Here is a 25,120-nt window from a genome sequence, read left to right as displayed (position 1 = left end):
GATGAGCGAGCAAAACCTGTTTTTTGTGTCGTGTCCGACTTGTAAAAAACAGGTGCCTTGGGTTGCTCAGCAGCGCTATAAGCCGTTTTGCAGCCAACGTTGCAAATTGATCGACTTAGGTGATTGGGCCACCGAGGCGCATAAAATTCCAGGCGAACCGGTCGAATTTTCCGAGCTCAATAGCTCCGGTCAGGCTTCTGAGTGAATTTGTCGGCCGTTAAAAAAGCGCTAATACCGGCCATACCCTGGCAGCCGGCCGCAATTGCCCGTTGTAGATCGGTCGCTTTCAAACCGCCCATGGCGAAGACCGGAATATTAATTTCGGCCACTAAGCTGCTTACAGCCGACCAACCCAACGCAGGCGCGTCCGGATGGGTTGGGGTAGGCATGACGGGCGCTAAAACAGCAAAATCCACGCCAATGCGTTGTGCGTGTTCGAGTTCCCCAATATTATGGCAAGATGCAGCAACCCAGTCGAAACCGCGAGGGCGATGATTCAGGGTTACCAGCCGGCGTGCCGTAAGATGAATGCCGTCGATATCGTGTGCTTCGAAGTTATGATCGGAGTTACCAAGCAAGGTAATAGCATTGCTTTTGCAAAAAGCAGCGACCTGATGATGGAGCTGGCTAATTTCTGATGTCCGGGCCGATTTACAACGAAATTGCAACAGGCTGATGCCTTGCTTTTTTAATAATTCCAGTTTGTCCGAAATCGAAGAACAATTTACGCCCTCTAAAATTGCATAGCGATCGGGTAGGCGCACGGCTGCTATGATCGGATAGTTAGCGGCAGGGAATCTGTAATCGGAAAGTTCGTCGGGCTTAGCCCAGGCCATTGCTTGACCTTCGCGCGCGTACGGCGTTCCTGAATATCCGACTACTTGCCACACATCCAACAGAACCGCCAGCTCCGGGTATCGATGTTTGATTTTCAGTAACGGTCGTGCGTGATGGACCTCAATACCGACTTCCTCATGCAGTTCTCGGTATAAGGCTTGTTCCGGAGACTCATTCGGCTCCAGCTTACCGCCGGGAAATTCCCATAAGCCGCCTTGGTGAACATTCTTGGCGCGTTGAGTCAACAAAATTCGGCCGTCCGGGTTGCGTATTACGCCGACAGCGACATGCAACGGGGCAGGATCTAACATTTATGTGCGATATTCGGCATTGATCTTGACGTAATCGTAGGAAAAATCGCAGGTAAGAATTTCTTGGCAAGCGTTGCCGCGGCCAAGCCGCACCGTAATTGCGATTTCCGCTTGATCCATTACGCGTTGCCCGTCTTGTTCGGTATAGCCGGGTGAGCGTCCGCCGGCTTCGACGATACAAACCGTACCCAGATAAATTTGTACTTTTTCTAACTCTAAATTGACAAGGCCGGCTCGGCCGACTGCTGCCAAAATGCGCCCCCAATTCGGGTCGCTGGCAAAAAATGCGGTTTTAACCAAGGGTGAATGGGCAATCGTTTTGGCCACTAATACGGCTTCGGCGTCATCTTTCGCTTGCTCCACCGCAATCCGTATCAGTTTGGTCGCGCCTTCCCCGTCTCGTACGATCAACTCGGCCAGGCGTTTGAGTATTTGCGAGACGGCTGCGGAAAATACCGCGTAGTGATCCGTGCCGGGCAATATTTCCGGAGCGTTGCTGCAGCCGGATGCCAATAAAACGCAAGCATCGTTTGTGGATGTGTCGCCGTCCACCGTAATACGGTTAAATGATTGTTCAACCGCTTCGGACAAAATGTGTTGCAAGACGGATTGTTCAACCGTCGCGTCGGTGGCGACAAAACTGAGCATAGTCGCCATGTTGGGATGTATCATGCCGGCGCCTTTTGCGATACCGGTGATCGTTATCTTTTGGCCGGCGATCTCGACGGCACAGGAAGCGCCTTTGGCGAAAGTATCCGTGGTCATGATGGCTCGGGAGGCCTTATCCCAATGTGATTCATCGAGATTGGCCACCGCCTTGGGTATTGCTCCGGCAATTTTGTCCACGGGCAGCGGCTCGCCGATGACTCCGGTAGAAAAGGGCAATACCTGTTGGGCTATAGCGTCCACTTCGTCCGCCACCGCTGCGCAGCAGGCAAAAGCATCCTGTAGCCCTTGCTTGCCGGTGCCGGCGTTGGCGTTACCGGAGTTGACCAGCAACCAGCGCGCTCCCATGGTCAAATGATCTCGAGCGAGAATGACCGGAGCCGCACAGAAGGCGTTTTGCGTGAATACTGCCGCACAGCTGCCGTTTTCAGCCATTTGAATGATTAAAACGTCATCTCGTTGTGTTTGTTTGATTCCCGCGTTACACGTACCGAGTTTGATTCCCGCTACCGGATGCATAGTTGGAAAATCACAGAGTCCTACTGCCATGTCATCTCCCATTCGACATAAATTAAGCAACTTCCAATACCACTACATATTCGCCGTTCTCGGCTTTGGTTTCCAGAACTTTGTGGCCGTTGATGCGGCACCAGGCTGGAATGTCGTGCATGGCCCCCGGATCGGTGCAGCGCACGGTTAACCGGTCGCCCGCTTGCAGGGTTTTTACTTTGTCTTGAGTGCGAATGACCGGCAAAGGACAGAGCAAGCGGTGAGCGTTTAACGTTTCTTGATTCATATGAACCAACCCTGCTCGATTTCGTCGGCGGGCAATGGTTTAACTTGCAAGTGCCGCTCTTCTCCTGAAGGATTACGTACCGCGACCTCGACTGAATCCGCCTCCCGTCCTTGTCCGTAACGGGCGGTTATGCGGGCGGCCAACTGCAGATCGTCATCGCTGGGATTGCCGTCTATCAAGGCTAGCGGTCCGCGGTGGCTAGTACAATACATACTCATGAAATCATTTTTATAACCGCTCATGAAGCGAGCTTCGCCATCTTCGCGGGCGATAATGATTTTGAAGTGCGCCCGTGGCCGCAGATGACGGCCGACCTTTAACAGCATGACGTCGTCCAGTTCATAATCGCGCTTTCCGCGGGCTTGCCAGAGATCGACCAGTTTCAGCGAATAGCTTTCGTCCGTTAAAAAACAACAGCCGCCGGCCGGTTGCGCGTAATCCGAAAAGCCGTACTGCTTGGCCAATGCCATTTGCGGTTTCCTGGAACGGCCGCTAAAGCCGTGCATTTTTGTACGATCGATCCAGCCTTGGCGTTCCGGCAAAGTAGTCGGCAAATTTTGCGCGGATAAAGGTCGCACTAATAAATCGTCCGCGCCGGATTCGGCCGCAACGATAGGCATGGTTTGTTTGCGTTGCGACATCGGGCGTTGGCCGACGACTTCGCCGGTGATGATGAAGTCGAAGTCGTTTTCCGCCATCCATTGTTTGGCTTTGTTGACCATGAAGATTTTGCAATCCAGGCAGGGGTTCATATTTGCGCCATAACCATGTTTGGGATTGAGCAAGACCTGTTTGTATTCTTCTATGATGTCTATGATATGGAGCTTGATGCCCAGTTGTTCGGCGACCCATAACGAATTATTGCGCTTGGGTTTGTTTTCGTCCTGCTTGCGTATTGCGTGAGTATGACCTTCAACACAGAAGCCGGTGAAAAAGTTAATGCCTTCGACATGTATGCCCTGAGCCATGATGGTTTTGGCGGCCAGCATGGAATCTAAACCGCCGGAAATCAGTGCTACAGCCTTTTTTTGTTGAGCGATAACCACAAAAACGCCAAGGTGTTGTAAAAAAGTAACATTATACGCCATTCCACGACAGCTTACCTTGCTTCAACTTTAATGGCTTTACTCTAAACTTAAGCGCAATGGGTGTATTGCGCTAGGTTGGTTTATGGAATTTAAAGACTATTTGAAGATATTGGTTCAACACGATGGTTCGGATTTGTATTTGACTCAAAATGCACCGCCTGCCGCGAAGTTTCAGGGAACGCTGAAGCCGTTGGAAAATGTTAAATTGACCGCCGAGCGGCTGCGCGAGATTGCAAACAGCATTATGGATGCCGACCAGCGTGCCAGCTTCGAGCATAAGCCGGAGATGAACTTGGCGATAGCCGAGCCGGGCATCGGCCGATTTCGGGTCAATATTTTCAAGCAGCGCAATACGCATGCCTTGGTCATCCGCAACATTAAAGTCGATATTCCTAATGCCGACGCGCTAGGATTGCCGCAAATCTTGAAAGACAAAATCATGGAAAAACGCGGTCTGATTTTGTTTGTAGGCGGCACAGGGTCCGGAAAGTCGACATCGTTGGCAGCATTAATCGATTATCGCAACGGTAATTCTTCCGGTCACATCATTACCATTGAAGACCCTATCGAATACGTCCACCCGCATAAACGATCGCTGGTTAACCAGCGTGAAGTCGGGGTAGATACTTTGAGTTACGAAGACGCGTTGAAAAATACCTTGCGGCAAGCGCCGGACGTGATTCTGATCGGGGAAATTCGCAGCCAGGAAACCATGGAGCATGCATTGGCATTCGCTGAAACCGGGCATTTATGCCTTTCGACATTGCACGCCAATAATGCCAACCAAGCCCTGGATAGAATTATCAATTTTTTTCCTGAAGAACGCCGGCCGCAGCTGCTAATGGATTTGTCGCTGAATTTGCAAGCTTTTGTATCCCAGCGTTTAGTACCCACGGTGGAAGGAAAACGGGTGGCGGCTATTGAAATCCTCCTGGGAACCAAGTTAGTCAGCGATTTGATTCAAAAGGGCGACGTGCATGCCATCAAGGAGGCCATGGAAAAATCCGAAAATATCGGTATGCAGACTTTCGATAGTCACTTGCTGAAACTATATAAAAGTGGAGTGATTTCCTTGGAGGAGGCTTTGCGCAATTCCGATTCACCTAACAACTTGAAATTGAAAATCAATTTAAGCGAGGGTTTAGGCTCTGCGACGGCTGCTAAAGACAAGCCGGCGGGTGACGGCGGCTTGTCGCTGCAGGCAATCATCAAAGACGAGGACGAAAATGAAGACGAGCACTGATTGCATTTTCCGCGGTGTCGGTGAATAACGTATGCGATTAGTCGGCGATATCGGAAGCTTGCAAGATTTTCTGTACGGCGTAGGCGGGTTGTTCGTAAGGGTGGCTTGCGAACAAGGCATTCAGTGCAGCGGGTAAATTTGCCGATTCGCAAATCATTTCCACTTTATATTCGGCAATTTTGGTGAGCTGTCCGGCTACGCCCAAATAGGGTTGAGCGCCGGCCAGCGGTCTAAATTGGCCCTGGCCTAAAGTTTGCCATGAACATTGATCATAACTGCGATAACGTCCCGCGCCGGCGCTAAACAAGGCTTGTTTGACCTTGTCCAAGTGACTGGCAGGGACGTAGAACGTGATTTGATACATGTCTGTGTTTTAAAGTGCGCCTGTCAGCAACATCAGCCCCCAGAGTACGGCCAGTACGGTGGCGTCTTCCAGCATGTTGATTGCCGATTGCCGGGTTTGTCGGCATTGCATGGCTTGTTGATTGGCTTTTTGATCTCGCATGTGCACATAGTGGGTTTTCATAGGAAGCTCCTAATGGTGAGAGACATAGCTACGCATTTGTCCGACCAATACCCCTTGAATTTCGATTTGCTCGGGGCGGTAACGCATGACGTTCAAGTCTGGATTGGCGGGGATTAATAGGGTTTCGTGCGGATATTGCTCGATAATTTTCAGGGTTGCGTCGGATTTGTCGATCAACGCGACTACGATTTCGCCGTTTCTGGCGTGGCTGCGTTGTTCGATAATGACCCAGTCTCCATCGAATATGCCTTGTTCTATCATGGAGTCGCCTTTAACTTTTAAGACATAACAAGGTTTTTCCGTCTGCAATTGGTGCGGGACGGTTATGTAACTGATGTTTTCCAGAGCCTCTATGGGCCGGCCGGCCGCAATGACCCCTACCAAAGGCAGGCGATTCTCTTGTGTATTTGGTTTGGGTTTGGCGTAAGACTTTCCGCGCTCGGTTAAACGGATGCCGCGTTGTTTACGTTCCGGAGCCTCCAATAGCTCGGCGTCTATCAAGGCTTTGATGTGTCCGTGTAGTGAGCCGCGGGATTTCAAACCCATGGCCGAGCATAATGCCTCTAGCGTTAAGGGTTGAGGTAAGTTGTCCAGGTTGTTCAGTAAAAAGTAGAAAAGGTCTTGTTGTTTGCGAGTCAGATTCATTTATTGTTCTATATTTGTTCTTTATGTTAAGCATAAACCAAGAACAAATAAAAAACAAATGTAAGTTTGTAGGGATTTTTTGCGTATGGGCGGGTTAAGACTTGTGGCTAAATAGCAGGACGGTTGTGGCGGTTGAGAAGGCTTTGGATGTTAGTCCAGTGAGGTGTCAGGGCTCGCTATAGCGGCTTTACTGTGGTCTTGATTGTTGCTTATGAAAGTCATGGTGGGAACGACACATAGCCGCGATTCGCAAGGCCATCGTCGCGACTATGCCAAACTACCTTTCATTTGCCAGACCTTCATGGTCGTTAGGATCAAGCGACCATTTTCAATTCGCTAAGCCCGTTGGGTTTTTTAACCAATTCGATTTGGGTCTTGATACGCTTTTTCACGCCGTCGATATGGGAAATAACGCCTATCACTTTACCGTGAGTTTTTAGGTTCTCCAACGTGGACATCACTAGGTATAGCGATTCCGCATCCAGATTGCCGAATCCTTCGTCCAAAAAGAACGAGTCGATCGACTTACCGTTGCCGGCGATTTCGGCTAAAGCGAGTGCCAGAGCCAAGCTGACGACAAAGCTTTCTCCGCCCGAAAGCGTTTGCGGCAAGCGGCGCACGTTTTGTTGCTTGCTGTCCTCTATTTCCAAAGCCAAACCGTGTTCGCTGACACCGCTACGGACAAAATAGCGGCCGCTTAACCGTTCCAAGATGCGATTGGTTTCCGCCAATAGCCGGTCTGCCAGTATTTGCCGTATGCGTTGCTTGAAACCGGCGGGATCGTCCTGAATAGCCTGCAATTCGCTGCCGGTTTGTTCGTAAAGTTTACTTTGCTGCTCTAATTGTCGCGATAAGCTTTCAAATTGATCGCGATAGGTATTTTGTTTTTCGAGTTTCTGCTCCAAGCGGACGATTTCGTGCTCGAATAGCTCGATCCGATTGGCGATTTGTTGCAGTTCGTGTTGAAGCTCTTGCGGAGCCGGCAAATCGCTTGCCTGTGCATAGGCCTCGGCCAATTCTGTTTGCAGTCCTACCCGGCGCTCGGCATTTTCGTCAAGCTGCGCCTTGAGGTTGTCGTGGGCCGCTTGAATTTCGGCTTGCCGGGCAATGAGCGCGAGTAGCTCTCGCAACATGGTGATGTCCTTAATGGAAGTGCCGGCAAGTCGGTGTGCGACGGTTTCCAAGATGGTGTTGTGTTCTATTTGTACGATGCGCAATTCGTGTTCGCGGGCGATCAACAGTTTTTGTTTTTCGATGATGGCGATGTGAATGCCTAGCTGTTCTTGGCTATTTAAATTCTCGCTGTATTGTTGTAATTGCTGCTGACACAGCGTTATGCGGTTTTCGCCGGCCCGCAATTGTTCTTGCAAGCCGGCGACTTCCTTGAGGACTCCTTGTTTTCGGAGCTGATAGACTTGGTAATCCTGGCGTCTGGCGTTGAGACGATCGAACAAGGAGTTTTCTTTGCCGCGCCCCGGCAGTTTTTCGCCTAAGGTTGCCAGTTGTTGTTTAAGCGCGGTACTTAATGCTTGTTCTTCCAGCCGGCATTCTGTGAAGCGCTTTTCCACTTCATCGTAATCCGCAGGCCTATTGGCCCATGCGGCTTCCAACTCGGTGACGCTGAGCACCAATTTTTGTTGCTGTTCTTGTTTGGCGGCAACATCGGCCTGCATCTTGGCGATGCTGCGCTGTAAACTTTGGTGTTGCTTGACCGTGCCGTTTATTTTGTCCAGCTCTTCCATTTCATGCGCCAGTAAATATTTTTGCAGCGACAAATTTTCGATATGCATTTCGGCGCGCATGATGTTCAAGCGATTAGCCAATAGCGTCCATTGTGATTGCATTTGTTGCAAACGTTTCTGTTTGGCGCTTAAGCGGAAATTTTGTTTTTCGGTGCTGATGAGCTGGGCGTTAGCCTGCTCCAGACGCGATTTTAAGGCCTGGATTTTGTTGCGTTGATCATGGAGCGCTTGTTTGGCATCGGTAAAGACCGGCGGCTTTTGCGCATAAGGATGAGTTGTAGAGCCGCACAAGAAACACGGCTGGCCTTCGATCAATTTGGCTCTTTCGGCGCTCATTTTTTTGACCAGAGCCTCGTTGCGCAAGGCGCGTTCCAAGACTTTGATGATGTTTTCTTCTCGGGCGATTTCTATGTGCAGTTCGTCGACGCGAGACACCAGCAGGTTGGCGTCCAGCGGGGTTTCGGCAGGCTTTTTGATGCCTAGCCAGCTCAGCAAGCCTTTATGGGTGAGTTTGGCTGTGGCGTTTGCTAGCGAGATCAACTCTAAGAAATCATTGACGCGGTTTTGCTGTTCTTGTTGCAAGTCGAGCAAGCTGTCGATTGGTCTACCTTGAGCTAATTCGGCCAAGGTTTGCCGATCAGCTTCTATCTTGGCGGTCGAGTCTTTCAATTCGGCTTGTAGCTTTTGCAGGGAGTCCTTTGTCTTCTGCAATGAAGCCCCGGTATTTTTGCTCCAATTAGTCTGGTTTTTTTGTTTTTTGCCGAGTTCAACGAGTTCATTGCGTAAATTGCGTAAGCGGACAACATCGGGAAATTGTTCGACCAGTACAGCATCGCTCGAGTGCTTATCCAGCCAGAGGTCTAATTCGCTTTGTGCATTTTGGCTATTGTGTATCGCTTGGCGGATAGACTCGGCTAATTCCTGTTGGCGAGGCAATTCAAGTTTTAGTTCGCTGACCGAAAGTTTTAGTGAGTCTATGGCTTGTTGCTGTTCGGCCAACGATTTCTCGGACAAGGGCGGTGCTGCTGTGGCGTTTGACGCGGCAAGCTTGGCTTGTAGAAGCGTTAATTCGTGACGAATTTGCTCGAGTTCGGTTTGGTAGGTTCTGATCTGCGTTTGTTTTTGGTCCAGTAATTCTATGTCGCTACGGTAGTGTAGTGCGGCGGCGTGTTGATCGATCTGTGCTAATTGAGATTCTCGCAGGTGTAAGTCGGTCGTTAATGTCTGTTGCTGGATGTGCAGTTTTTGTTGTGTCTGTTCAAGCTCGGCAATCTGCAGGGCTTGTGCCAAATTGCTTTGGTATCGTTGCTGTTTTTGTTTTAAATCGGCAACTTCGTCTTGGTTGTCTTCTAAGTCATGGATTGCGGCATCGACTTCCGCTTGGCTCATTAGCGGTAGGGCCGCCAAGTCTTGCCTTAGTTGGGTAAGGGTTTGGCTTATCTGTGCATGCTTGGCTTCCAGTTGTTTAATTTGGTCGGAATAGATGGATGATCCGCTGATCTTTTCCAAAATATCCATGCGTTCGCTATCCAGGGCGCGTAAAAACGCGGCGAAATCCCCTTGGGGTAGAACAATGGATTTGCTGAATTTGTGAAAATCCATCCCGGTCAATTCGGCGATTAGCTTGCGCACCTGATTAGGCGTTTCGGCGAGCAATACCTCCTGGCCGGTGATTTCCCATAGCTGCATGCTCGGCTGGGCTAAGTCAATCTGTTCATTTAAATGGTTGACGAGGTCTATGCGCCAAGCGCTTCTGTAGCGGCTGTTTTCAACCGCAAATTCGACTTGCGCGGCACATTCTTGCGCGTGCTTGGTGACGACGTGGGTTGCAGGCTTGTTTAGCCGATAGGTTTCTCCGTATAACGCTAGGGTCATTGCATCAAGTATGCTCGACTTTCCGGAGCCGTTCGGCCCGGTAATCGCGAACACGCCGCTGTCGGCAATCGGGCCTTTATCAAAATGAATGCGGCTCTCGCCTTCCAGCGAATTGATGTTTTTGAAGTACAGATTAAGTATGCGCATAGAAGGAATCTAAAAGCTGAACACGCGAGCGGCAATAATTGGGTGGCGCAGATGTTACACCAAGGAAACGAGGGAGAAAACCGATGTTGCGGATTCGGTGGGCAATCGAAATGATGCGGCGCATCGTGACGTCTAATTTAACGGGATTGCGAGAATAGATAGGCCATACGTATTTTGGACAAAAAAAACCGGTTAACCAAAAGTGCTCGGTTAACCGGCTTTAATAACTCGCAGTCACGAGTTAATCAGCTTATTAAGCTTTTCTGCGGCCTACGAACAGCATGCCGAACAGTGAAGTTACCATAAACCATGCGGTTGCCGGTAGCGGTACTTCGCCGACTTCGCCCATGGGTGTTACTTGTGCTAACAACGGAACCAAATTGCCTTGACCGGTTCCGAATGCTAACAGCCAAAAGCCGTCTGCAGTCAGTTGCGCGCTGGAGGTTTCGGTTTCCCAAACGCCATTGTTATTCCAGCCGAATTGGAACATGAATGATCCGGATAAAGTTCCTTCTGAGCCATTGGCGCTAACGGTATAGTCGCTTCCGCTTTGAGCGAAAGTGATTTCGGCTCCGCCGATAAAGGTTAATACCGGTGCGGCTGAAGAGACGTCTGCGGTATCTTCAAAAATCCCGAATTCCGCATTGCTAGGCAATTGGTAAAGGGTTTGTAAGTCCGCTGCTACTAACGGGTTGGCTGCTGGTGCCCATACACCGGCTTGAGCGATATTGGCGGCTAATGCTAGCGCCAGTACCATGCTCGCTTTGAGTTTAGAGAACATAAGTAAACACCTTCAAGAGTTGCATTAAGTATTAAGGGATATGGGAAAAAGGCATTTAAATTGCGTAGAAGCTTGAATCTTATACGAATGCCATTAAATGCTTTTCTCCCGGTTGGTCTGAAGCAAATTTTAAGCCTAAAAATTGTTAACTACTTATCAATGTATTACCACATTAAAATGAGATGAGTGTCAAAATATCCGACACTTTTACTTTGTTTTAGGGGCGCTGGCTGAAGGTTGTGGCCAAAATGCATACTAATTGTGGCTAAAAAATAGTTTTTGTTGCCGGCTTGTCACGTTTTATAGGTTTTTTCGGTCGGCTGATGTTAAATAAGTTGACATCGCTGAGGATTTTGTCGGCGGCTAGACCTCTCGATAAATGCGGGCGCCGTCTTTTAAGAATTCCTCCGATTTTTCCTGCATGCCTTGTTTAAGGGCTTCTTCGGTCTGCATGCCGCGTTCTTGGGCGTAGTTACGCACGTCTTGGGTGATTTTCATCGAGCAAAAGTGCGGGCCGCACATCGAGCAAAAGTGGGCGACTTTTGCAGACTCTTTGGGCAGCGTTTCATCGTGGAACGAGCGGGCTTTTTCCGGATCCAGCGCCAGGTTGAACTGGTCTTCCCAGCGGAATTCGAAACGGGCCTTGGACATGGCGTTGTCGCGAATCTGCGCGCCGGGATGGCCCTTGGCCAGGTCGGCGGCATGGGCGGCAATTTTATACGTGACGATGCCTTCGCGGACGTCTTGTTTGTTAGGCAAGCCCAGGTGTTCCTTCTGGGTCACGTAGCAGAGCATCGCGCAGCCGTACCAGCCGATGTTGGCGGCGCCGATGGCTGAAGTGATGTGGTCGTAACCGGGGGCGATGTCGGTGGTCAAAGGGCCCAGGGTGTAGAACGGCGCTTCGAAGCAATCTTCCAGCTGTTTGTCCATGTTGACTTTGATCATTTGCAGCGGCACGTGGCCGGGGCCTTCGATCATGGTTTGCACGTCGTGTTTCCAGGCGATCTGGGTCAGCTCGCCCAGGGTTTCCAGTTCGCCGAACTGGGCGGCGTCGTTGGCATCGTAGATCGAGCCGGGGCGCAGGCCGTCACCCAGCGAGAACGACACGTCGTAAGCCTTCATGATTTCGCAGATTTCTTCGAAATGGGTGTAGAGGAAGCTCTCGGTATGGTGAGCCAGGCACCATTTGGCCATGATGGAACCGCCACGCGAGACAATGCCGGTCAAGCGGCGGGCGGTCAGTGGCACGTGGTGTAGGCGCACGCCGGCATGGATGGTGAAGTAATCGACGCCTTGCTCGGCTTGTTCGATCAAGGTGTCGCGGAAGATTTCCCAAGTTAATTCTTCGGCTTTACCGTCGACTTTTTCCAGCGCCTGATAGATAGGCACGGTGCCGATAGGAACCGGTGAGTTGCGCAAAATCCATTCGCGGGTTTCGTGGATATTCTTACCGGTCGACAAGTCCATGATGGTATCGGCACCCCAGCGGATGCCCCACAGCATTTTTTCCACTTCTTCCTCGATCGACGAGGTCAGTGCTGAATTGCCCAGGTTGCCGTTGATCTTGACCAGGAAGTTGCGGCCTATGATCATCGGTTCCAGTTCCGGGTGGTTGATGTTGGCCGGGATGATGGCGCGTCCGCGTGCCACCTCGGAGCGGACGAATTCGGGGGTGATGTAAGACTGAATATTGGCGCCGTAAGAAAATCCTGGGTGTTGGCCTTGATAGCGGTCGCGCATTTCTTCCAGATTTTGGTTCTCCCGTAAGGCGATGAATTCCATTTCCGGGGTTATGATGCCTTGGCGCGCATAATGCATTTGGCTGACGTTATGACCGTGTCTGGCTCGTCTGGGCAGGCGAATGTGCTCGAAACGCAAGTGGGAGGTTTTGGGGTCGTTTTGCCGTTCTTGGCCGTATTTGGAGCTGGGCGAAATAAGTTGTTCGGTATCGCTGCGCTCTTCGATCCACGCGGTCCGAACGGATTTCAGTCCTTTGTGCAAATTGACGGGGTAATTCGGATCGGTATAGGGGCCGGAGGTGTCGTAGACGTATATCGGCGGGTTTTTTTCTGCACCGAAGTGGGCAGGGGTGTCGGATAAATGAATTTTGCGCATCGGCACTCGGATGTCGGGGCGGCTGCCTTCGAGATATACTTTTTCCGATGCGGGGTAGGAATCGATTCTAATGTTACTGCCGGTGTCGGTAGTAATGTCGTTGCGGACAGCGCTCATCAGTGTCTCCAAAAATCAATAGTCGTGAGCGCAGGGAAGGGCTTGGCTTCCCTACGCCGGTATTAACCGGTTCAGGTTCGAAGGGTTTTTCTCAGCTTTGCCGACAGTCGGCACAAGCACCCCTAGCCTTTGGTTGGAGGGTTAAGGTAATGGATTGAACGCATAATTGCAAGTATTCTAGTACTGGATAAGCTGCTAAATTTCTTAAGAAACAGATGAGTTTTCAAGTCGCGGGCGCCTGCTTTGCGGGAATTTGCGCAGGGTTGGTTTGCAATGCTTTTTTGCTGGGACAGGCGTTGGTTATCAGCTAATTTTTTTCGAATAGGTCGAGGTCGGGCTGGCATGAAGTCGGTAAAAAAACGTTTTAAACAATGGTTGATACATGTTGATCAAGCCGCGCGCGAGCTGGATTTATTAGTCAATGGGCTTTCCCAGTTTCAGGATATGACGGACTGTGTTAGGCGGATTCTGGTGATTTGTGAGAAGTTACGAGAATGTGCCGCGCAAATCGATAAGTTGGAATTTGCCGAGCGAATGCGCTTCGATCCGCTGATAGACGAATTGGATGGGATGGTGGATAACGACGTGATGAGTTCGCTGGAAGCAAGATTGTGCGATCTGAGTGCGGAGGGTGAGGCGGGGGTTTTGTTGGGCGAGTTGCTCGATAAAATCGAAAAGCAGCACGCCGCGCTGCTCTGTCTCATCCAACAGGCTGGAGGGTTGTTGGCGGAGGAAGGGGCGGCGGGCGATGTCTAAGCTGCGAGGATTGCAGTGTTGCAAGATGTGCGGAATTCAAGTCGATGCGATCAATAATCCCGCTGCACGGAAAAATGCGCTAATTGGATCAGGGCGGTTTTGTATGCGGACTCGGGCAAGATTTCTAAAGCGCTAATCGCTTTTTCCGCAGCCCGTTCCGCGCATTTCTCGGTGTACTCGATTGCATCGGTAGCTAAGACGACTTGGTAAACAGCGTTAAACGCTTCGCGCGAACCTTTTTTAATCGCTTCTATTACTGTCCGTGCCTGTTCCGGCGAGCCGTGCTCAATTGCGTATATAAGCGGTAGAGTGGGTTTGCCTTCCGCTAAGTCGTCGCCGAGGTTTTTGCCGAGTTCCTGGGTGTTGGCTTTGTAGTCCAAAGCATCGTCGATTAATTGGAAGGCGACGCCGAGTTGCTGGCCGTAGACGGCGAGTGCTTCTTCAATTGCGTTATTGCTGCCGGAGATTACGGCGGCTAACCGGGTTGCCGTGCTAAATAGGATGGCGGTTTTTCTAGCGATGACGTCCAGGTATTTTTCTTCGGTGGTGTCGGGGTTGTTGCAATTTAACAATTGCAGGACTTCGCCTTCGGCAATCGCGGTTGTGGTCTTGGACATGATGTCCATCACGCGCATGTTATTGGTGCGAACCATCATTTCGAAGGCGGTGGAATACAAATAGTCGCCGACCAATACGCTGGCCGCATTGCCCCAGACCGCGTTGGCGGATTCTTTGCCGCGACGCAACACGGATTCGTCCACCACATCGTCGTGTAACAGGGTGGCTGTGTGAATGAATTCGATGACGGCAGCTAGGGTGAGGTGGTGCTTGTCCACGTGGCCGAGCGCTTTGGCGGCGAGCAGCAGTAGCATCGGACGCAGGCGTTTGCCACCGTTGCCTATAATGTAGTGGCCGATTTGGTTGATGAGAACAACATCCGAACTAAGCTCTTCTATGATCAACCGATCAGTCGCTTGCGTTTCCGTCGCAGTCAAATTTTTGATCGATTCGAAATCGATAGTGACCGGAGAGGTCGTAGAGTTGGTGGCTGTCATGTGGAGATTTTCGTCGTCCGGTAGCGCGGGCTTGGGCTAAAATGGGCGGAATCCTATTGATATTGTTCAATAGTGTCAATAGTACCCGTGTTCCACTCGCGGGGAGCGAGCTCAATTAGCTGTATTTTAACCGCAATTTCGCGTTGACCTATTGAAATAACAAAAATATAATAGTCTGTTCTATTTAATTGCAATGCTTGACGGAGCTTACGCTGATGTATGCGGTAATTCAAACAGGCGGTAAACAATATCGTGTCGCGGAAGGTACTACCCTAAAAATTGAAAAACTCGAGTTGGGCGCAGGCGACAGCGTTGAGTTTGATAAAGTGTTGATGGTGCAGTCCGGGGACACGGTTAAAGTGGGGCAGCCTTTTGTCGATGGCGGTAAAGTAACGGCGACTGTCGTTTCTCAAGGCCGACACAAAAAAGTCAGAATCATAAAATTTAGAAGACGTAAGCACCATATGAAACAAATGGGGCATCGTCAATATTACACGGAAGTCCAGATTACTGGCATTTCCGCATAACGAATCGAGGTTAGAAAATGGCTCATAAGAAGGCAGGTGGTAGTACCCGAAACGGGCGCGACTCTAATGCTCAGCGTTTAGGCGTTAAACGTTTCGGCGGTCAAGTGGTTAAAGCGGGCAATATTTTGGTGCGTCAACGCGGCACAAAATTTCATGCCGGCGACAACGTTGGTATCGGTAAGGACCATACCTTGTTTGCGCTGATAGACGGCAAAGTGGTATTCGCTGAAAAAGGCGAGAATAACCGCAAATTCGTTAGTATCGTTGCAGCATAAATTTTCAGACTGTGCCTCGCGCACAATCGATGCAGAAAGCCTCGTTATTCAGCGGGGCTTTTTTGTTTTCTAGCGGTGTAACATGAGATTTGTCGACGAAGCGGATATACGGGTAGAGGCGGGCGATGGCGGTAACGGCGTCGTCTCGTTCAGGCGAGAAAAATACATTCCGCTGGGAGGACCGGACGGCGGCGACGGCGGCGACGGCGGTAGCGTTTATTTAATCGCTACGGAGAACGTCAATACCTTAGTGGATTTTCGTTACCATTCGGTACATAGGGCGCAGCGCGGCCAAAACGGCATGGCGAGAAATTGCACCGGGCGCAAAGGCGAGGATTGCTTTGTTCCGGTGCCTCCCGGAACCCTCGTTTACGAAGCGACGACCGGCGAAAAGATCGGCGATCTTACTCGGGTCGGCCAGACCTTGTTGGTTGCCAAAGGCGGTTTCCACGGTTTAGGCAACACCCGCTTTAAAAGCAGTATCAATCGAGCGCCGCAAAAGTGCAGCAAAGGTTCACCGGGCGAGCATCGGCTGTTGCACCTGGAATTGATGGTCATAGCCGACGTCGGTTTGCTCGGCATGCCGAATGCCGGTAAATCCAGTTTGATCCGTACCGTTTCCTCGGCCAGGCCTAAAGTAGCCGATTATCCGTTTACGACCTTGCACCCTAATTTAGGCTTGGTCCGTATCGACGACATGCGTAGTTTCGTGATTGCCGATATTCCCGGCGTGATCGAGGGTGCGGCGGAAGGCGCCGGTTTGGGTCTGCAGTTTCTTAAGCATTTGTCCAGGACCGGGTTGTTGCTGCACGTGCTGGATATTGCACCCTACGAGAGCGAAGAAACGCCGGTTTCCTCCGCGCGTAAGATCATCCGTGAATTGGAAAAATGGAGCGACGAACTGGCGGAAAAGCCGCGTTGGCTGGTGTTGAACAAGATAGACAACGTGCCGGACGACGAACTGGAGCAGCATTGTCAAGCCATAATTGAAGAACTCGAATGGCAAGGGCCGGTATTTAAAATCTCCGCACTCAAAAACCAAGGCACTCAAGCCTTGATGTTCGCCATCATGGATTTTTTGGATCAACAAAAGGCGGCGCTACAGGCGGTAAAAAACGATGAGCCGGACTGAGTTTTGTAAAGCTAAGCGAGTGGTCGTCAAAATCGGCAGCTCGCTATTAACCGACGGCGGCCGGGGGCTAAATAAAGCGGCTATCGCGGATTGGGTGGCGCAAATGGCCGGTCTGCGCCGGCAAAACGTCGACGTCGTGTTGGTGTCGTCCGGTTCGGTCGCCGAAGGGATGAGCCGATTAAAGCTTAAAGCGCGGCCTAAGGTTTTGCATGAATTACAAGCAGCGGCTTCGGTTGGGCAAATGGGCTTGGTCCGGCGCTTCGAGGACGAATTTCAACTGCACGGTTTGTTGGCGGCACAGGTCTTGTTGACTCACGACGATTTATCCGACCGGCAGCGTTACTTGAATGCGCGCAGTACTTTATTGACACTGCTGGATTTCGGCGTCGTGCCGGTCATTAATGAAAACGATGCGGTCGCGACGGAAGAGATTCGCTTCGGCGACAACGACACCTTGGGGGCGTTGGTGGCGAATTTGGTGCAAGCCGATTTATTGATTATTTTGACCGATCAATTAGGTCTGTTCGACGCGAATCCGACCTTGAATCCCGATGCTAAATTGATTTCGCGCGTTAGCGTTGCCGAACCATTGCTCGATCAAGTGGCCGGAGACAGCATCAGCGGCCTGGGGCGCGGCGGCATGTTTACCAAAGTCCGGGCGGCGCGTTTGGCCGCGCGTTCCGGAGCGGCGACCGTCATTGTGTCGGGTAAAGCGGAGAAGGCGATCGATAGGGTGTTTTCCGGCGAAGATTTAGGGACCTACCTCGTTCCGACCTTGGAGCCGTTGGTTGCCCGTAAGCAGTGGTTGGCCGGGCAATTGCAGGTCAAGGGTAATCTGACGTTAGACGACGGGGCGGTGAAAATCTTGCGCGATGCCGGCAAAAGCTTGTTGGCCGTGGGCGTCAAAGCCGTGCAAGGGAGCTTCAAGCGCGGCGATTTGGTGTCCTGTCGGGATTTGCAGGGCCGGGAAATTGCCAGAGGATTAATCAATTATTCCGCTGACGAGGCGTTCAAAATCGCCGGCAAACCGAGCAATGAGTTCGAAACCTTGCTCGGCTATGCCGACGATGCCGAATTAATCCACAGAGACAATTTGGTATTGATCTAAAGCAGGCGTCCATAGCCGTGCGCTGTTTACGCGGAATTTCCGGAGGCAACCGTCGGTTTAAGTCTAGGTATTCTGGATGACGATGTTCGGAAATTTTCCGCTGTAATCTTTAGCGCGCAGTGCCAGTTTAGCGGCCATTTTCCGGGCAATGGCCTTATACATTTGTGCCGCTCGGCTGTCCGGGTCGGCGACAACGGTCGGGCGGCCGCTGTCGGCCAATTGCCTGATGCTGATGTCGAGAGGTAGCGAACCTAGCAGTTCCACGTGGTTTTTCTCGGCCATCGCCACCCCGCCGCCTTGGCCGAAAATGGCTTCTTCATGTCCGCAGTTGCTGCAAATGTGGATGCTCATGTTTTCCACCAAGCCTAAAATCGGCACGTTGACTTTCTCGAACATTCCCAAGCCGCGTTGCGCGTCGATTAGCGCGATGTCTTGCGGAGTCGTTACGATCACGGCGCCGCTGACCGGAATCTGCTGAGCCAAAGTCAGTTGGATGTCGCCGGTGCCCGGCGGCAAATCGATGATCAAGTAATCCAAGTCCGACCATTGGGTTTGGGTGAGTAGTTGCTGTAGTGCGCCGGTGACCATCGGACCTCGCCAAATCATAGGCTGGTCGGGATCGACGAGATAGCCGATGGAGATGGTTTGAATCCCGAACGATACTTTCGGCAACAACATTTTGCCGTCGACAGTGTCCGGTTGTCCGGACACGCCCAACATGGTCGGGATGCTGGGGCCGTATATGTCGGCGTCCAAAATGCCGACGTTTGCCCCTTCCGAGGCTAGCGCCAAAGCGATGTTAACCGAAGTAGTGGACTTGCCGACCCCGCCTTTGCCGGATGCCACGGCGATGATGTTTTTGACGTTGGGTAATGGCTTAAGGGTTTTTTGCACGGAATGGGCGGCGATGTTAACGTCGACTTCCAGTCTTATTTGGCCGACGCCGGGCAGAGAAGCTAATTTTTCCTGCAGACGCCGGCGCAACTCCTCTATATAGCTCTTAGCGGGATAGCCCAGTTCGATTTTTACCGAGACGTCTGCTCCTGCGACGGCGATTTGTTTTACCGCCTTGGCGCTGACCAAGTCGGTGGCCATATTGGGATCGATAAAAGTTTTAAGTAAATTTTCGACATCAGCCTTGTCAATGCCGGTCATTGCGGACTCCTAAATAAAAAAATCGGGTGAAAACCAAGTAAAACGCTAGGGATAGCGTAACACTGATTGGTCGCTTGGCCCAAGCGGCCGGCGGAGATTGTCAAACTGGCGCGTACGGTGTGGACACAGCCGAATTTGGTGCATTGCAAATAGAATTGCTTTCAAGAGCTTAGCGCAACAGTGATAAGACTTGATGCCCAGGTCTGCAAAATAGCGCATGGCACCGGCATACCTTCAATGCTTGTTTCCGGGAATGCCGCGTTTTAGTGCATCCAGCTTGCGTCGTTGTGCAGCCTTGCGCAAGATTTCCCGTCTTTGTTCGCCGCTAGCTTGCGACCAACTGCAAATTTCCGCGCAGGTTCTAAAACAGCCCAAACAAACGTCTTCCTCGTTCAGGCAGCAATTACGCACGCAGGGCGAAGGTACGGTATTGTCGTTCATGCTCACGTGGCGCAACCGGCAAAAAAAGCCCGGGCTTGGGCGATGTCTATGTCGATTTGCTGTTTCAACGCGGGCAACGACGAAAAACGGGTTTCGTCGCGTAGTTTCATTTTGAAATGCACTTCCACATAGCGCCCGTAGATATCCCGGTCAAAATCGAACAAATGCGTTTCCAACACCGGTTTGCTGACACCATCCACGGTTGGCCGGGTGCCTAGGTTGGCGACGCCGTGTAATGCTTTGCCGTCCAAGCCGCTCATGGTCACTGCGAACACGCCGACCAAGGGTGTATTTTTGCGGAACATTTTCAAGTTGGCGGTAGGAAAGCCTAGCTCTCGTCCGCGTTTGTCTCCGTGCGCAATGCGGCCGCATACCGAGTAATCTCGGCCCAGCAGCAGCTTTGCGGTGGCAAGATCGCCCTCTCCCAACGCATCCCGAATCAGAGTGCTGCTGACTCTTAAGCCGTCTAATTCGAAGGAATCGGTCGCTTCCACGCTGAAACCGGCTTGTTCGCCGATATGTTTTAGCAGCGCAAAGTTGCCCCGGCGGGCTTTGCCGAAATGGAAATCGTCGCCGACCACCAAATGTCTGATGTTGAGCCGGTCGATCAGAATGTGTTGGACGAAACGCTCCGCGTCGATATCCGCCAAAGTGCTGCAAAAAGGCAGCACCAGCAAATAATCGATAGGCAGTTTGGCGAAATGTAAGGCTTTTTCTCTTAAACGGGTCAAGCGGGACGGGGCGTGGTCGCCGAGGAAAAATTCCAAGGGCTGGGGCTCGAATATCATCGCGACCGTCGGTAGTCCAAGGTGCTGTCCGTGCGCCGCCAGTCGGGCGATTACGCGATGGTGGCCTAAATGCAAGCCGTCGAAATTGCCTATGGTGAGTACGCAGCCATGCTGCAGTGCTTCTAAGCGGTTGATACCCCGGATTAAACGCATCGGTGTAAGGAACTTAAAAGCCGTGATTCTAACAGGATCGGGTCGTTCAACCCATCCTCATTTATAATGACGGCCCGAAACCCGCAAGCGCCCAAGGCATGATAGACACACTTTATATCGAAGCCGCCGTTGCCGAGCATCCGCGGACCTTGGCGATTAGAAAAAATTTCGCCCAAGCCCGCATCGTCGAGTGCGAACGTTACGGTGAGGTGTTTAACCCGAAGGCGCAAAACTTTCGTTTGCAGAAACGCCGGCCAGCCTTGATTTTAGCCCGCAAACATCACAAATGGGTACTGCCGGCGCCACCCGGCTACGGCATAGGCGGCAGCCGCAATTATTATTTTTCCCATATGCTGAATTGTTTGTACGACTGCCGCTACTGTTTTTTGCAAGGGATGCTGGAGTCGGCCAATTACGTGCTGTTTGTGAACTACGAGGATTTTCAGCAGCAGATCCGCGACATTTGCGCGCAAACTCCGCAGCAGCCGGTGTATTTTTTCTCGGGTTACGATTGTGACAGTTTGGCCTTGGAGCCGGTGACCGGATTTGCCGACAATTTTTTGCCTCTATTCGATGCTTTGCCGAACGCCTGGTTGGAACTGCGCACCAAAAGCACGCAAATCAGAAGCTTGACGGCCCGCGAGCCTGTGGCGCGTTGCGTGGTGGCCTTTAGTCTGTCGCCGGAGGGGGTGGCCGAGAAAGTGGAAGCTAAAGCGCCGCCTTTGTTCAAAAGACTGGAGGCGGCGGCTAAATTGCAGCGGCAAGGTTGGCAGGTCGGTTTACGTTTCGATCCTTTGATCTATCAACAGGACTATCGGCGCCAATACCGCGCATTGTTCGAACAGGTATTCGCACGGATTGATCCGGCTCGCTTGCATTCGGTCAGCTTAGGGGTGTTCCGTTTGCCGGAGGCGTATTTTAAAAAAATGCACAAATTGTATCCGCAAGAGCGACTATTCTCGGGTCCGTTGCAAGCGCAAGCCGGCATGGTGTCGTACCGGGCGGATTTGGAACAGGCGATGTTCGAGGATTGCCGGCAGATGTTGTTGGAATACCTGTCTAGCGAGATTTTTTTTCCGTGTCGGGCTTGATGCGCACGCTTTTAGTCACAGGGGCCAGCTCCGGTATAGGCCGCGAGGTAGCCAGGCGCTTATTGATACAGGGACATACGGTGATAGGCACCAGCCGGGAGCCGCAGAAATTTCGGCCGGATATGCCGGGCTTCGTGGCGATGGGCTTGGATTTAGCGAATTTATCGGCTGTGGAACGGTGGGCAAAGCAGCTTAGCGACGATTATCCCGGCTTGGACGGCGTGATATTTGCCGCCGGATACGGTAGGTTCGGCGCGTTGGAGCAGATGTCCACACAGCAGATCGAGCAACTTATGACGGTGAATTTCACGGCGCAAGCCTGTTTGACCCGCTGGCTGCTGCCGCAGCTGAAGCAAAAACAGCACGCGAATCTGGTTTATATCGGATCGGAAGCGGCACTATCCGGTAGCCGCAACGGCAGCATTTATTGCGCCAGCAAATTTGCGTTGCGCGGATTTACTCAGGCATTGCGGGAGGAATGCGGTAGAACCGGGGTCAGGGTGTCGTTAGTGAATCCGGGCATGGTTGATACACCGTTTTTCGATCAGCTTGCCTTTCGGCCGGGTAGCGCGCCGGCGCAAGCGCTACAAGTACAGGATGTGGCGGACGCCGTTTGTTTCGTGTTGAATGCCGGCCGCTATTGCGCCTTGGACGAAATCAATTTAAGCCCGCTCACCAAAGTCGTTTCGTTCAAAAAATAACCGCATGCTCAGTCGCCTTGTCGTCTATTTTGCCTATTCGTTGAAAGCGTCCGGTTCTTACCAAGCCATAAAGCGTTTTTGTTGGGATTTTTTGGAGAATCCGGCCGGTAAGGCTAAATCGTATTTCGATAGCTTTATGATCTGCCTGGTGTTTCTCAGCGTTTACCTGCTGTTGTACGAAACCGGTTATCCGTCCGGCGGACCGGGCGACCTGATCGAGTGGGGTATTCTGATCGTGCTGGTCGTAGAATACCTGTTGCGGCTTTGGGTATATTCCGATAGCCACGAAATCATTATTGCCGACTACGAAAAAGCCGCTTACCTGAACGTCCGCTTCAGGATTTTTGCGGCCTTGGGCAAAGCCTTATTCAAAAAAGTCGAATATGTGGTGTCGCCGTTCGCGATTATCGATTTGCTGGCGATCTTGCCCAGTTATCGGCCGTTACGCATCTTGCGGATTTTTCTGATCTTTCGCTTATTCAAGCTGTTTCGCTACTCCGACAGCATCCGCTTGTACGCGGACGTGCTAGCCGGCAGGCGCTTCGAGTTGTTAAGCCTTTTGATATTCACCGGTTTTTTGCTGTTTATCGCCGCGGTTTCCATTTACGTGTTCGAATATCCCGAAGCCGGTACGGATATTCGCAATTTGTTCGATGCATTTTATTGGGCCATCGTCACCTTGGCGACGGTGGGTTACGGCGATATAACCCCGCACACTTCGGGGGGGCGGCTGGTCGCTATCATCTTGATCTTTACCAGCATCGGTATCCTGGCATTTTTTACCTCGATTTTGATTGCCGCTTTCAACGAAAAGATGCCGGAATTGCGGGAAAACAAAATATTAACCGAGCTCAAGCGGCGTAAGGGTTACGTGATTATCTGCGGCTTCGGGCGGGTTGGGCAGGAAGTTGCCGGTCAGCTTGCGAAGGACGGCCAAACTTTCGTGGTCATCGATAAAGATGGACAAAACGTCGCGCTGGCCCGAAAACTCCGCTACCCGGCAATCTGCGCCGACGCCACCCGTAACGAAGTGTTGATCAACGCCGGAATTTGCCGCGGTGCCGACACCATTTTATGTATCACCGGCGACGACGTGGTCAACGTGTACGTTACCTTGACCAGTCGGCATTTGAATAAGACGATTCGCATCGTATCCCGGGCAAACCGTCAGGAAAATCAGAACAAACTGTATCAGGCCGGCGCGGATAGCGTGATTTTGCCGTTTCAAGTGGCCGGCTTGTTGGTTGCCGAATACTTGGGGCAGCCGGTGGCGTTCGAAGCCTTGTCCGGGGTGTTGCGCCAGCAAGGCGATATTGCAATGGAAACCGTGTTGGTTGATGCAGAATCGCCTCTGGATCGTCGCCAAATCGGTCAATTGCAATTACAGCAATGGAAGTTGACTTTGCTTGGGGTGATTAGCGGCAACGCCATTCATTTAAAACACAAGAACAAATATCGGGTAAAGCAGCAGCATTTTTATTTCAACCCGGAAGCGCATTTCGAACTGCGGCAAGGCGATCTATTGGTAGTGTTGGGGCATAAATACGGTATCGAACATTTCCGCAGCGAATTGGTGCAGCGGCGTCTGCGCGGCAAGGCAATGCCATGAAAGCTATCGCGGTGTTCGGCTATAACCGGCTTTCCAGGGAGGCGATGAATCGTATCGACATCGCTACCCATAGAATGATCGTTTACGATCACCAGTTGGCACATGTGCAGCAGGCCGAAGAATCGGGATTCGATGCACGCTTGCTGGATTTTCGCAGCGACGAAGAGCTCAAGTCGGTCGGCATCGGCGGCCCGGTGGATGCCTTGCTCTGTTGTTTCGAGGACGACTCGGAAAATGTATTTCTTACCCTGTCGGCGCGCGGCTTGGATCCGGATTTGCAAATTATCGCGATCGTGGAAAATCCCGACGCGTCGGAAAAGCTGTTGGCAGCGGGGGCGAATAAGATTATCGACCCATACCAAATTTGTGGTAGCAAAATACACGAGATGCTGACCCGGCCGGAAATTACCGATTTGTTCGATCATACCGTGTTCGGCCGCCACGATTTGCATTTGGCCGAAGTTGTCGTGCCGGAACGCTGCAGTCTGTTGGAAGTCGAAATCGGTCGCTTGGCTTTAAACAGCCGCTACAATTTAGTGTTGGTCGGAGTGGTGAACAAACGTCAGGGAGGTCGCATGCATTGGGCGGCGGAACAAGCCGAGCGGCGTTTGAATCCGGGCGATGTGTTGGTAATTTTGGGCCCCTCGCGGGAAATTAGAGCTTTCAAGCAGGACGTGAACGATGAATCTGGCAATGTTTAAGCCGCGCATATGGTTTTTAATCGGGTTTTTGGGCTGTATTTCGCTGTTGGGCATGGGGGCCTATCTTCAGTTCGTCCAAGAATTGGAACCTTGCCCGTTATGTATTTCTCAACGTTTGGCCATTTTGGCGACCGGTCTGGTGTTTCTGGTTGCCGCCCTTCATAACAAGGGAATCAAGGCTTACGCGATTGGCGGGGCGGTCAGTGCCTTAATCGGCGCGAGCATCTCCAGCCGACACGTTTGGCTGCAGCATTTGCCGCCTGAACAAGTGCCCGAGTGCAGCCCCGGCTTGGAGTATGTTTTCAAGCATTTTCCCTTGACCGATACCGTGAAGTTGATGTTGACCGGAACCGGCGAGTGCGCGCAAGTGGATGCGACGTTTTTGGGCTTGAGCATTCCGGCTTGGACGTTAATCGCCTTTCTGTTGTTGGCCATGTTCAGTTTGTTGGCCATTGTTCTTGCTAAACGGCAAGCGGCGGACGAATTGCTTTAAACGGTATCGAATCGACGCCCGGCAATGATGTTATGCACAAAAATGGATCATGCGCTTAAGCTGCGCCGTTTTCGAAAATTTGAGATTCCAGATCGAAATATTTTTATGTAACTAATTGAATATAAACAATATTATTCATTGTCGCAAAAATGGTCAATTTAAAAAAATTGTAATAAAAACCGGCACTAATCCTAGTAATTCCATTGCCATCCACAGAGTTATCCACAGCTTTTGTGGGTAACTTGA

The 25,120-nt window shown here is 51.5% G+C and carries 26 protein-coding genes and 1 riboswitch; of the genes, 12 read left to right on the top strand and 14 right to left on the bottom strand.

Annotated elements, in window-relative coordinates; translation table 11 throughout:
* The first annotated feature begins 1 nt into the window (after position 1).
* Entirely contained in the window at positions 2-205 is a 204-nt protein-coding gene (gene yacG / locus F1E05_RS19265) for a DNA gyrase inhibitor YacG (RefSeq protein WP_150051371.1), read from the top strand.
* Here the strand turns inward: yacG and F1E05_RS19260 are convergent.
* The 4 genes from F1E05_RS19260 to F1E05_RS19245 are packed head-to-tail and all read right to left on the bottom strand — an operon-like array spanning position 177 to position 3,650.
* Positions 177-1,148, bottom strand: a complete 972-nt coding sequence (locus F1E05_RS19260; protein ID WP_150051369.1) for a Nudix family hydrolase — start codon at positions 1,146-1,148, stop codon at positions 177-179. The two genes, yacG and F1E05_RS19260, sit on opposite strands and share 29 nt — an antisense overlap.
* Complete coding sequence (argJ, locus tag F1E05_RS19255) at positions 1,149-2,363, bottom strand: bifunctional glutamate N-acetyltransferase/amino-acid acetyltransferase ArgJ (RefSeq protein WP_150051367.1); 1,215 nt, start codon at positions 2,361-2,363, stop codon at positions 1,149-1,151. It lies immediately after the preceding gene.
* A gap of 22 nt (positions 2,364-2,385) precedes the next feature.
* On the bottom strand, positions 2,386-2,610 hold the full coding sequence (locus tag F1E05_RS19250) for a sulfurtransferase TusA family protein (protein WP_150051365.1): 225 nt from the start codon (positions 2,608-2,610) through the stop codon (positions 2,386-2,388).
* Complete coding sequence (locus tag F1E05_RS19245) at positions 2,607-3,650, bottom strand: tRNA (5-methylaminomethyl-2-thiouridylate)-methyltransferase (RefSeq protein WP_150052100.1); 1,044 nt, start codon at positions 3,648-3,650, stop codon at positions 2,607-2,609. The genes F1E05_RS19250 and F1E05_RS19245 overlap by 4 nt, the downstream gene beginning before the upstream one ends.
* A 130-nt stretch (positions 3,651-3,780) precedes the next feature.
* On the opposite strand from F1E05_RS19245, the gene F1E05_RS19240 reads away from it, so the two are divergent.
* Complete coding sequence (locus tag F1E05_RS19240; protein WP_150051363.1) at positions 3,781-4,941, top strand: PilT/PilU family type 4a pilus ATPase; 1,161 nt, start codon at positions 3,781-3,783, stop codon at positions 4,939-4,941.
* 37 nt (positions 4,942-4,978) lie between these two features.
* Here the strand turns inward: F1E05_RS19240 and F1E05_RS19235 are convergent, their stop codons facing one another.
* From F1E05_RS19235 to thiC, 6 genes are all read right to left on the bottom strand, one after another.
* Entirely contained in the window at positions 4,979-5,305 is a 327-nt protein-coding gene (locus F1E05_RS19235; protein ID WP_150051361.1) for an NGG1p interacting factor NIF3, read from the bottom strand.
* Between the two features lie 9 nt (positions 5,306-5,314).
* Entirely contained in the window at positions 5,315-5,467 is a 153-nt protein-coding gene (locus F1E05_RS20365) for a hypothetical protein (RefSeq protein ID WP_190303340.1), read from the bottom strand.
* A gap of 9 nt (positions 5,468-5,476) precedes the next feature.
* Positions 5,477-6,112 carry a transcriptional repressor LexA gene (lexA, locus tag F1E05_RS19230; protein ID WP_150051359.1) on the bottom strand — a complete coding sequence of 212 codons (636 nt, stop codon included), beginning with the start codon at positions 6,110-6,112 and terminating at the stop codon, positions 5,477-5,479.
* Between the two features lie 314 nt (positions 6,113-6,426).
* Positions 6,427-9,876, bottom strand: a complete 3,450-nt coding sequence (locus F1E05_RS19225) for an AAA family ATPase (RefSeq protein ID WP_150051357.1) — start codon at positions 9,874-9,876, stop codon at positions 6,427-6,429.
* 253 nt (positions 9,877-10,129) lie between these two features.
* Positions 10,130-10,657, bottom strand: a complete 528-nt coding sequence (locus F1E05_RS19220; protein WP_150051355.1) for a hypothetical protein — start codon at positions 10,655-10,657, stop codon at positions 10,130-10,132.
* Positions 10,658-11,020: 363 nt separating this feature from the next.
* Positions 11,021-12,889: a phosphomethylpyrimidine synthase ThiC gene (gene thiC, locus F1E05_RS19215; RefSeq protein WP_150051353.1), complete on the bottom strand. Its 1,869-nt coding sequence runs from the start codon at positions 12,887-12,889 to the stop codon at positions 11,021-11,023.
* Positions 12,890-12,920: 31 nt separating this feature from the next.
* A riboswitch (TPP riboswitch) is annotated at positions 12,921-13,023 on the bottom strand.
* Positions 13,024-13,231: 208 nt separating this feature from the next.
* Here thiC and F1E05_RS19210 point away from each other — a divergent pair.
* On the top strand, positions 13,232-13,645 hold the full coding sequence (locus tag F1E05_RS19210) for a hypothetical protein (RefSeq protein WP_150051351.1): 414 nt from the start codon (positions 13,232-13,234) through the stop codon (positions 13,643-13,645).
* 50 nt (positions 13,646-13,695) lie between these two features.
* Here the strand turns inward: F1E05_RS19210 and ispB are convergent, their stop codons facing one another.
* Entirely contained in the window at positions 13,696-14,700 is a 1,005-nt protein-coding gene (gene ispB, locus F1E05_RS19205) for an octaprenyl diphosphate synthase (protein ID WP_150051349.1), read from the bottom strand.
* Between the two features lie 215 nt (positions 14,701-14,915).
* Between ispB and rplU the strand changes: the two genes are divergently transcribed.
* The 4 genes from rplU to proB all read left to right on the top strand — a co-directional run bounded on the left by rplU (position 14,916) and on the right by proB (position 17,742).
* Positions 14,916-15,227 (top strand): 50S ribosomal protein L21, encoded by a 312-nt coding sequence (gene rplU / locus F1E05_RS19200; protein WP_150051347.1) that lies wholly within the window; start codon positions 14,916-14,918, stop codon positions 15,225-15,227.
* A 17-nt stretch (positions 15,228-15,244) separates the two neighbouring features.
* Complete coding sequence (rpmA, locus tag F1E05_RS19195) at positions 15,245-15,502, top strand: 50S ribosomal protein L27 (RefSeq protein WP_150051345.1); 258 nt, start codon at positions 15,245-15,247, stop codon at positions 15,500-15,502.
* A gap of 82 nt (positions 15,503-15,584) precedes the next feature.
* The gene (gene cgtA, locus F1E05_RS19190) at positions 15,585-16,634 is read left to right on the top strand and encodes an Obg family GTPase CgtA (RefSeq protein WP_150051343.1); all 1,050 of its coding nucleotides are present in this window, start codon (positions 15,585-15,587) and stop codon (positions 16,632-16,634) included.
* Entirely contained in the window at positions 16,621-17,742 is a 1,122-nt protein-coding gene (gene proB, locus F1E05_RS19185; protein ID WP_150051341.1) for a glutamate 5-kinase, read from the top strand. Before cgtA ends, proB begins: the two co-directional genes overlap by 14 nt.
* Before the next feature lie 63 nt (positions 17,743-17,805).
* Here proB and apbC read toward each other — a convergent pair whose 3' ends face one another.
* The 3 genes from apbC to ribF all read right to left on the bottom strand — a co-directional run bounded on the left by apbC (position 17,806) and on the right by ribF (position 20,279).
* Positions 17,806-18,897, bottom strand: a complete 1,092-nt coding sequence (apbC, locus tag F1E05_RS19180; protein ID WP_150051339.1) for an iron-sulfur cluster carrier protein ApbC — start codon at positions 18,895-18,897, stop codon at positions 17,806-17,808.
* A 234-nt stretch (positions 18,898-19,131) separates the two neighbouring features.
* Positions 19,132-19,338 (bottom strand): DUF1289 domain-containing protein, encoded by a 207-nt coding sequence (locus F1E05_RS19175; RefSeq protein ID WP_150051337.1) that lies wholly within the window; start codon positions 19,336-19,338, stop codon positions 19,132-19,134.
* Positions 19,339-19,340: 2 nt separating this feature from the next.
* The gene (gene ribF / locus F1E05_RS19170; protein WP_150051335.1) at positions 19,341-20,279 is read right to left on the bottom strand and encodes a bifunctional riboflavin kinase/FAD synthetase; all 939 of its coding nucleotides are present in this window, start codon (positions 20,277-20,279) and stop codon (positions 19,341-19,343) included.
* A 98-nt stretch (positions 20,280-20,377) separates the two neighbouring features.
* On the opposite strand from ribF, the gene F1E05_RS19165 reads away from it, so the two are divergent.
* The 5 genes from F1E05_RS19165 to F1E05_RS19145 are packed head-to-tail and all read left to right on the top strand — an operon-like array spanning position 20,378 to position 24,874.
* Positions 20,378-21,370 (top strand): SPL family radical SAM protein, encoded by a 993-nt coding sequence (locus tag F1E05_RS19165; RefSeq protein ID WP_150051333.1) that lies wholly within the window; start codon positions 20,378-20,380, stop codon positions 21,368-21,370.
* Positions 21,370-22,071, top strand: a complete 702-nt coding sequence (locus F1E05_RS19160; protein ID WP_332095524.1) for an SDR family oxidoreductase — start codon at positions 21,370-21,372, stop codon at positions 22,069-22,071. The genes F1E05_RS19165 and F1E05_RS19160 overlap by 1 nt, the downstream gene beginning before the upstream one ends.
* A 4-nt stretch (positions 22,072-22,075) precedes the next feature.
* On the top strand, positions 22,076-23,680 hold the full coding sequence (locus tag F1E05_RS19155; RefSeq protein ID WP_150051329.1) for an NAD-binding protein: 1,605 nt from the start codon (positions 22,076-22,078) through the stop codon (positions 23,678-23,680).
* Positions 23,677-24,381: a potassium channel family protein gene (locus F1E05_RS19150; RefSeq protein ID WP_150051327.1), complete on the top strand. Its 705-nt coding sequence runs from the start codon at positions 23,677-23,679 to the stop codon at positions 24,379-24,381. The genes F1E05_RS19155 and F1E05_RS19150 overlap by 4 nt, the downstream gene beginning before the upstream one ends.
* Positions 24,368-24,874, top strand: coding sequence for a disulfide bond formation protein B (locus F1E05_RS19145; protein ID WP_408631341.1), 507 nt, complete (start codon positions 24,368-24,370; stop codon positions 24,872-24,874). Before F1E05_RS19150 ends, F1E05_RS19145 begins: the two co-directional genes overlap by 14 nt.
* Positions 24,875-25,120: the final 246 nt, after the last annotated feature.

Origin of the sequence: Methylomonas rhizoryzae (assembly GCF_008632455.1) — a bacterium.
Classification (GTDB): domain Bacteria; phylum Pseudomonadota; class Gammaproteobacteria; order Methylococcales; family Methylomonadaceae; genus Methylomonas; species Methylomonas rhizoryzae.
This window is presented reverse-complemented; position numbering and strand designations above follow the sequence as displayed.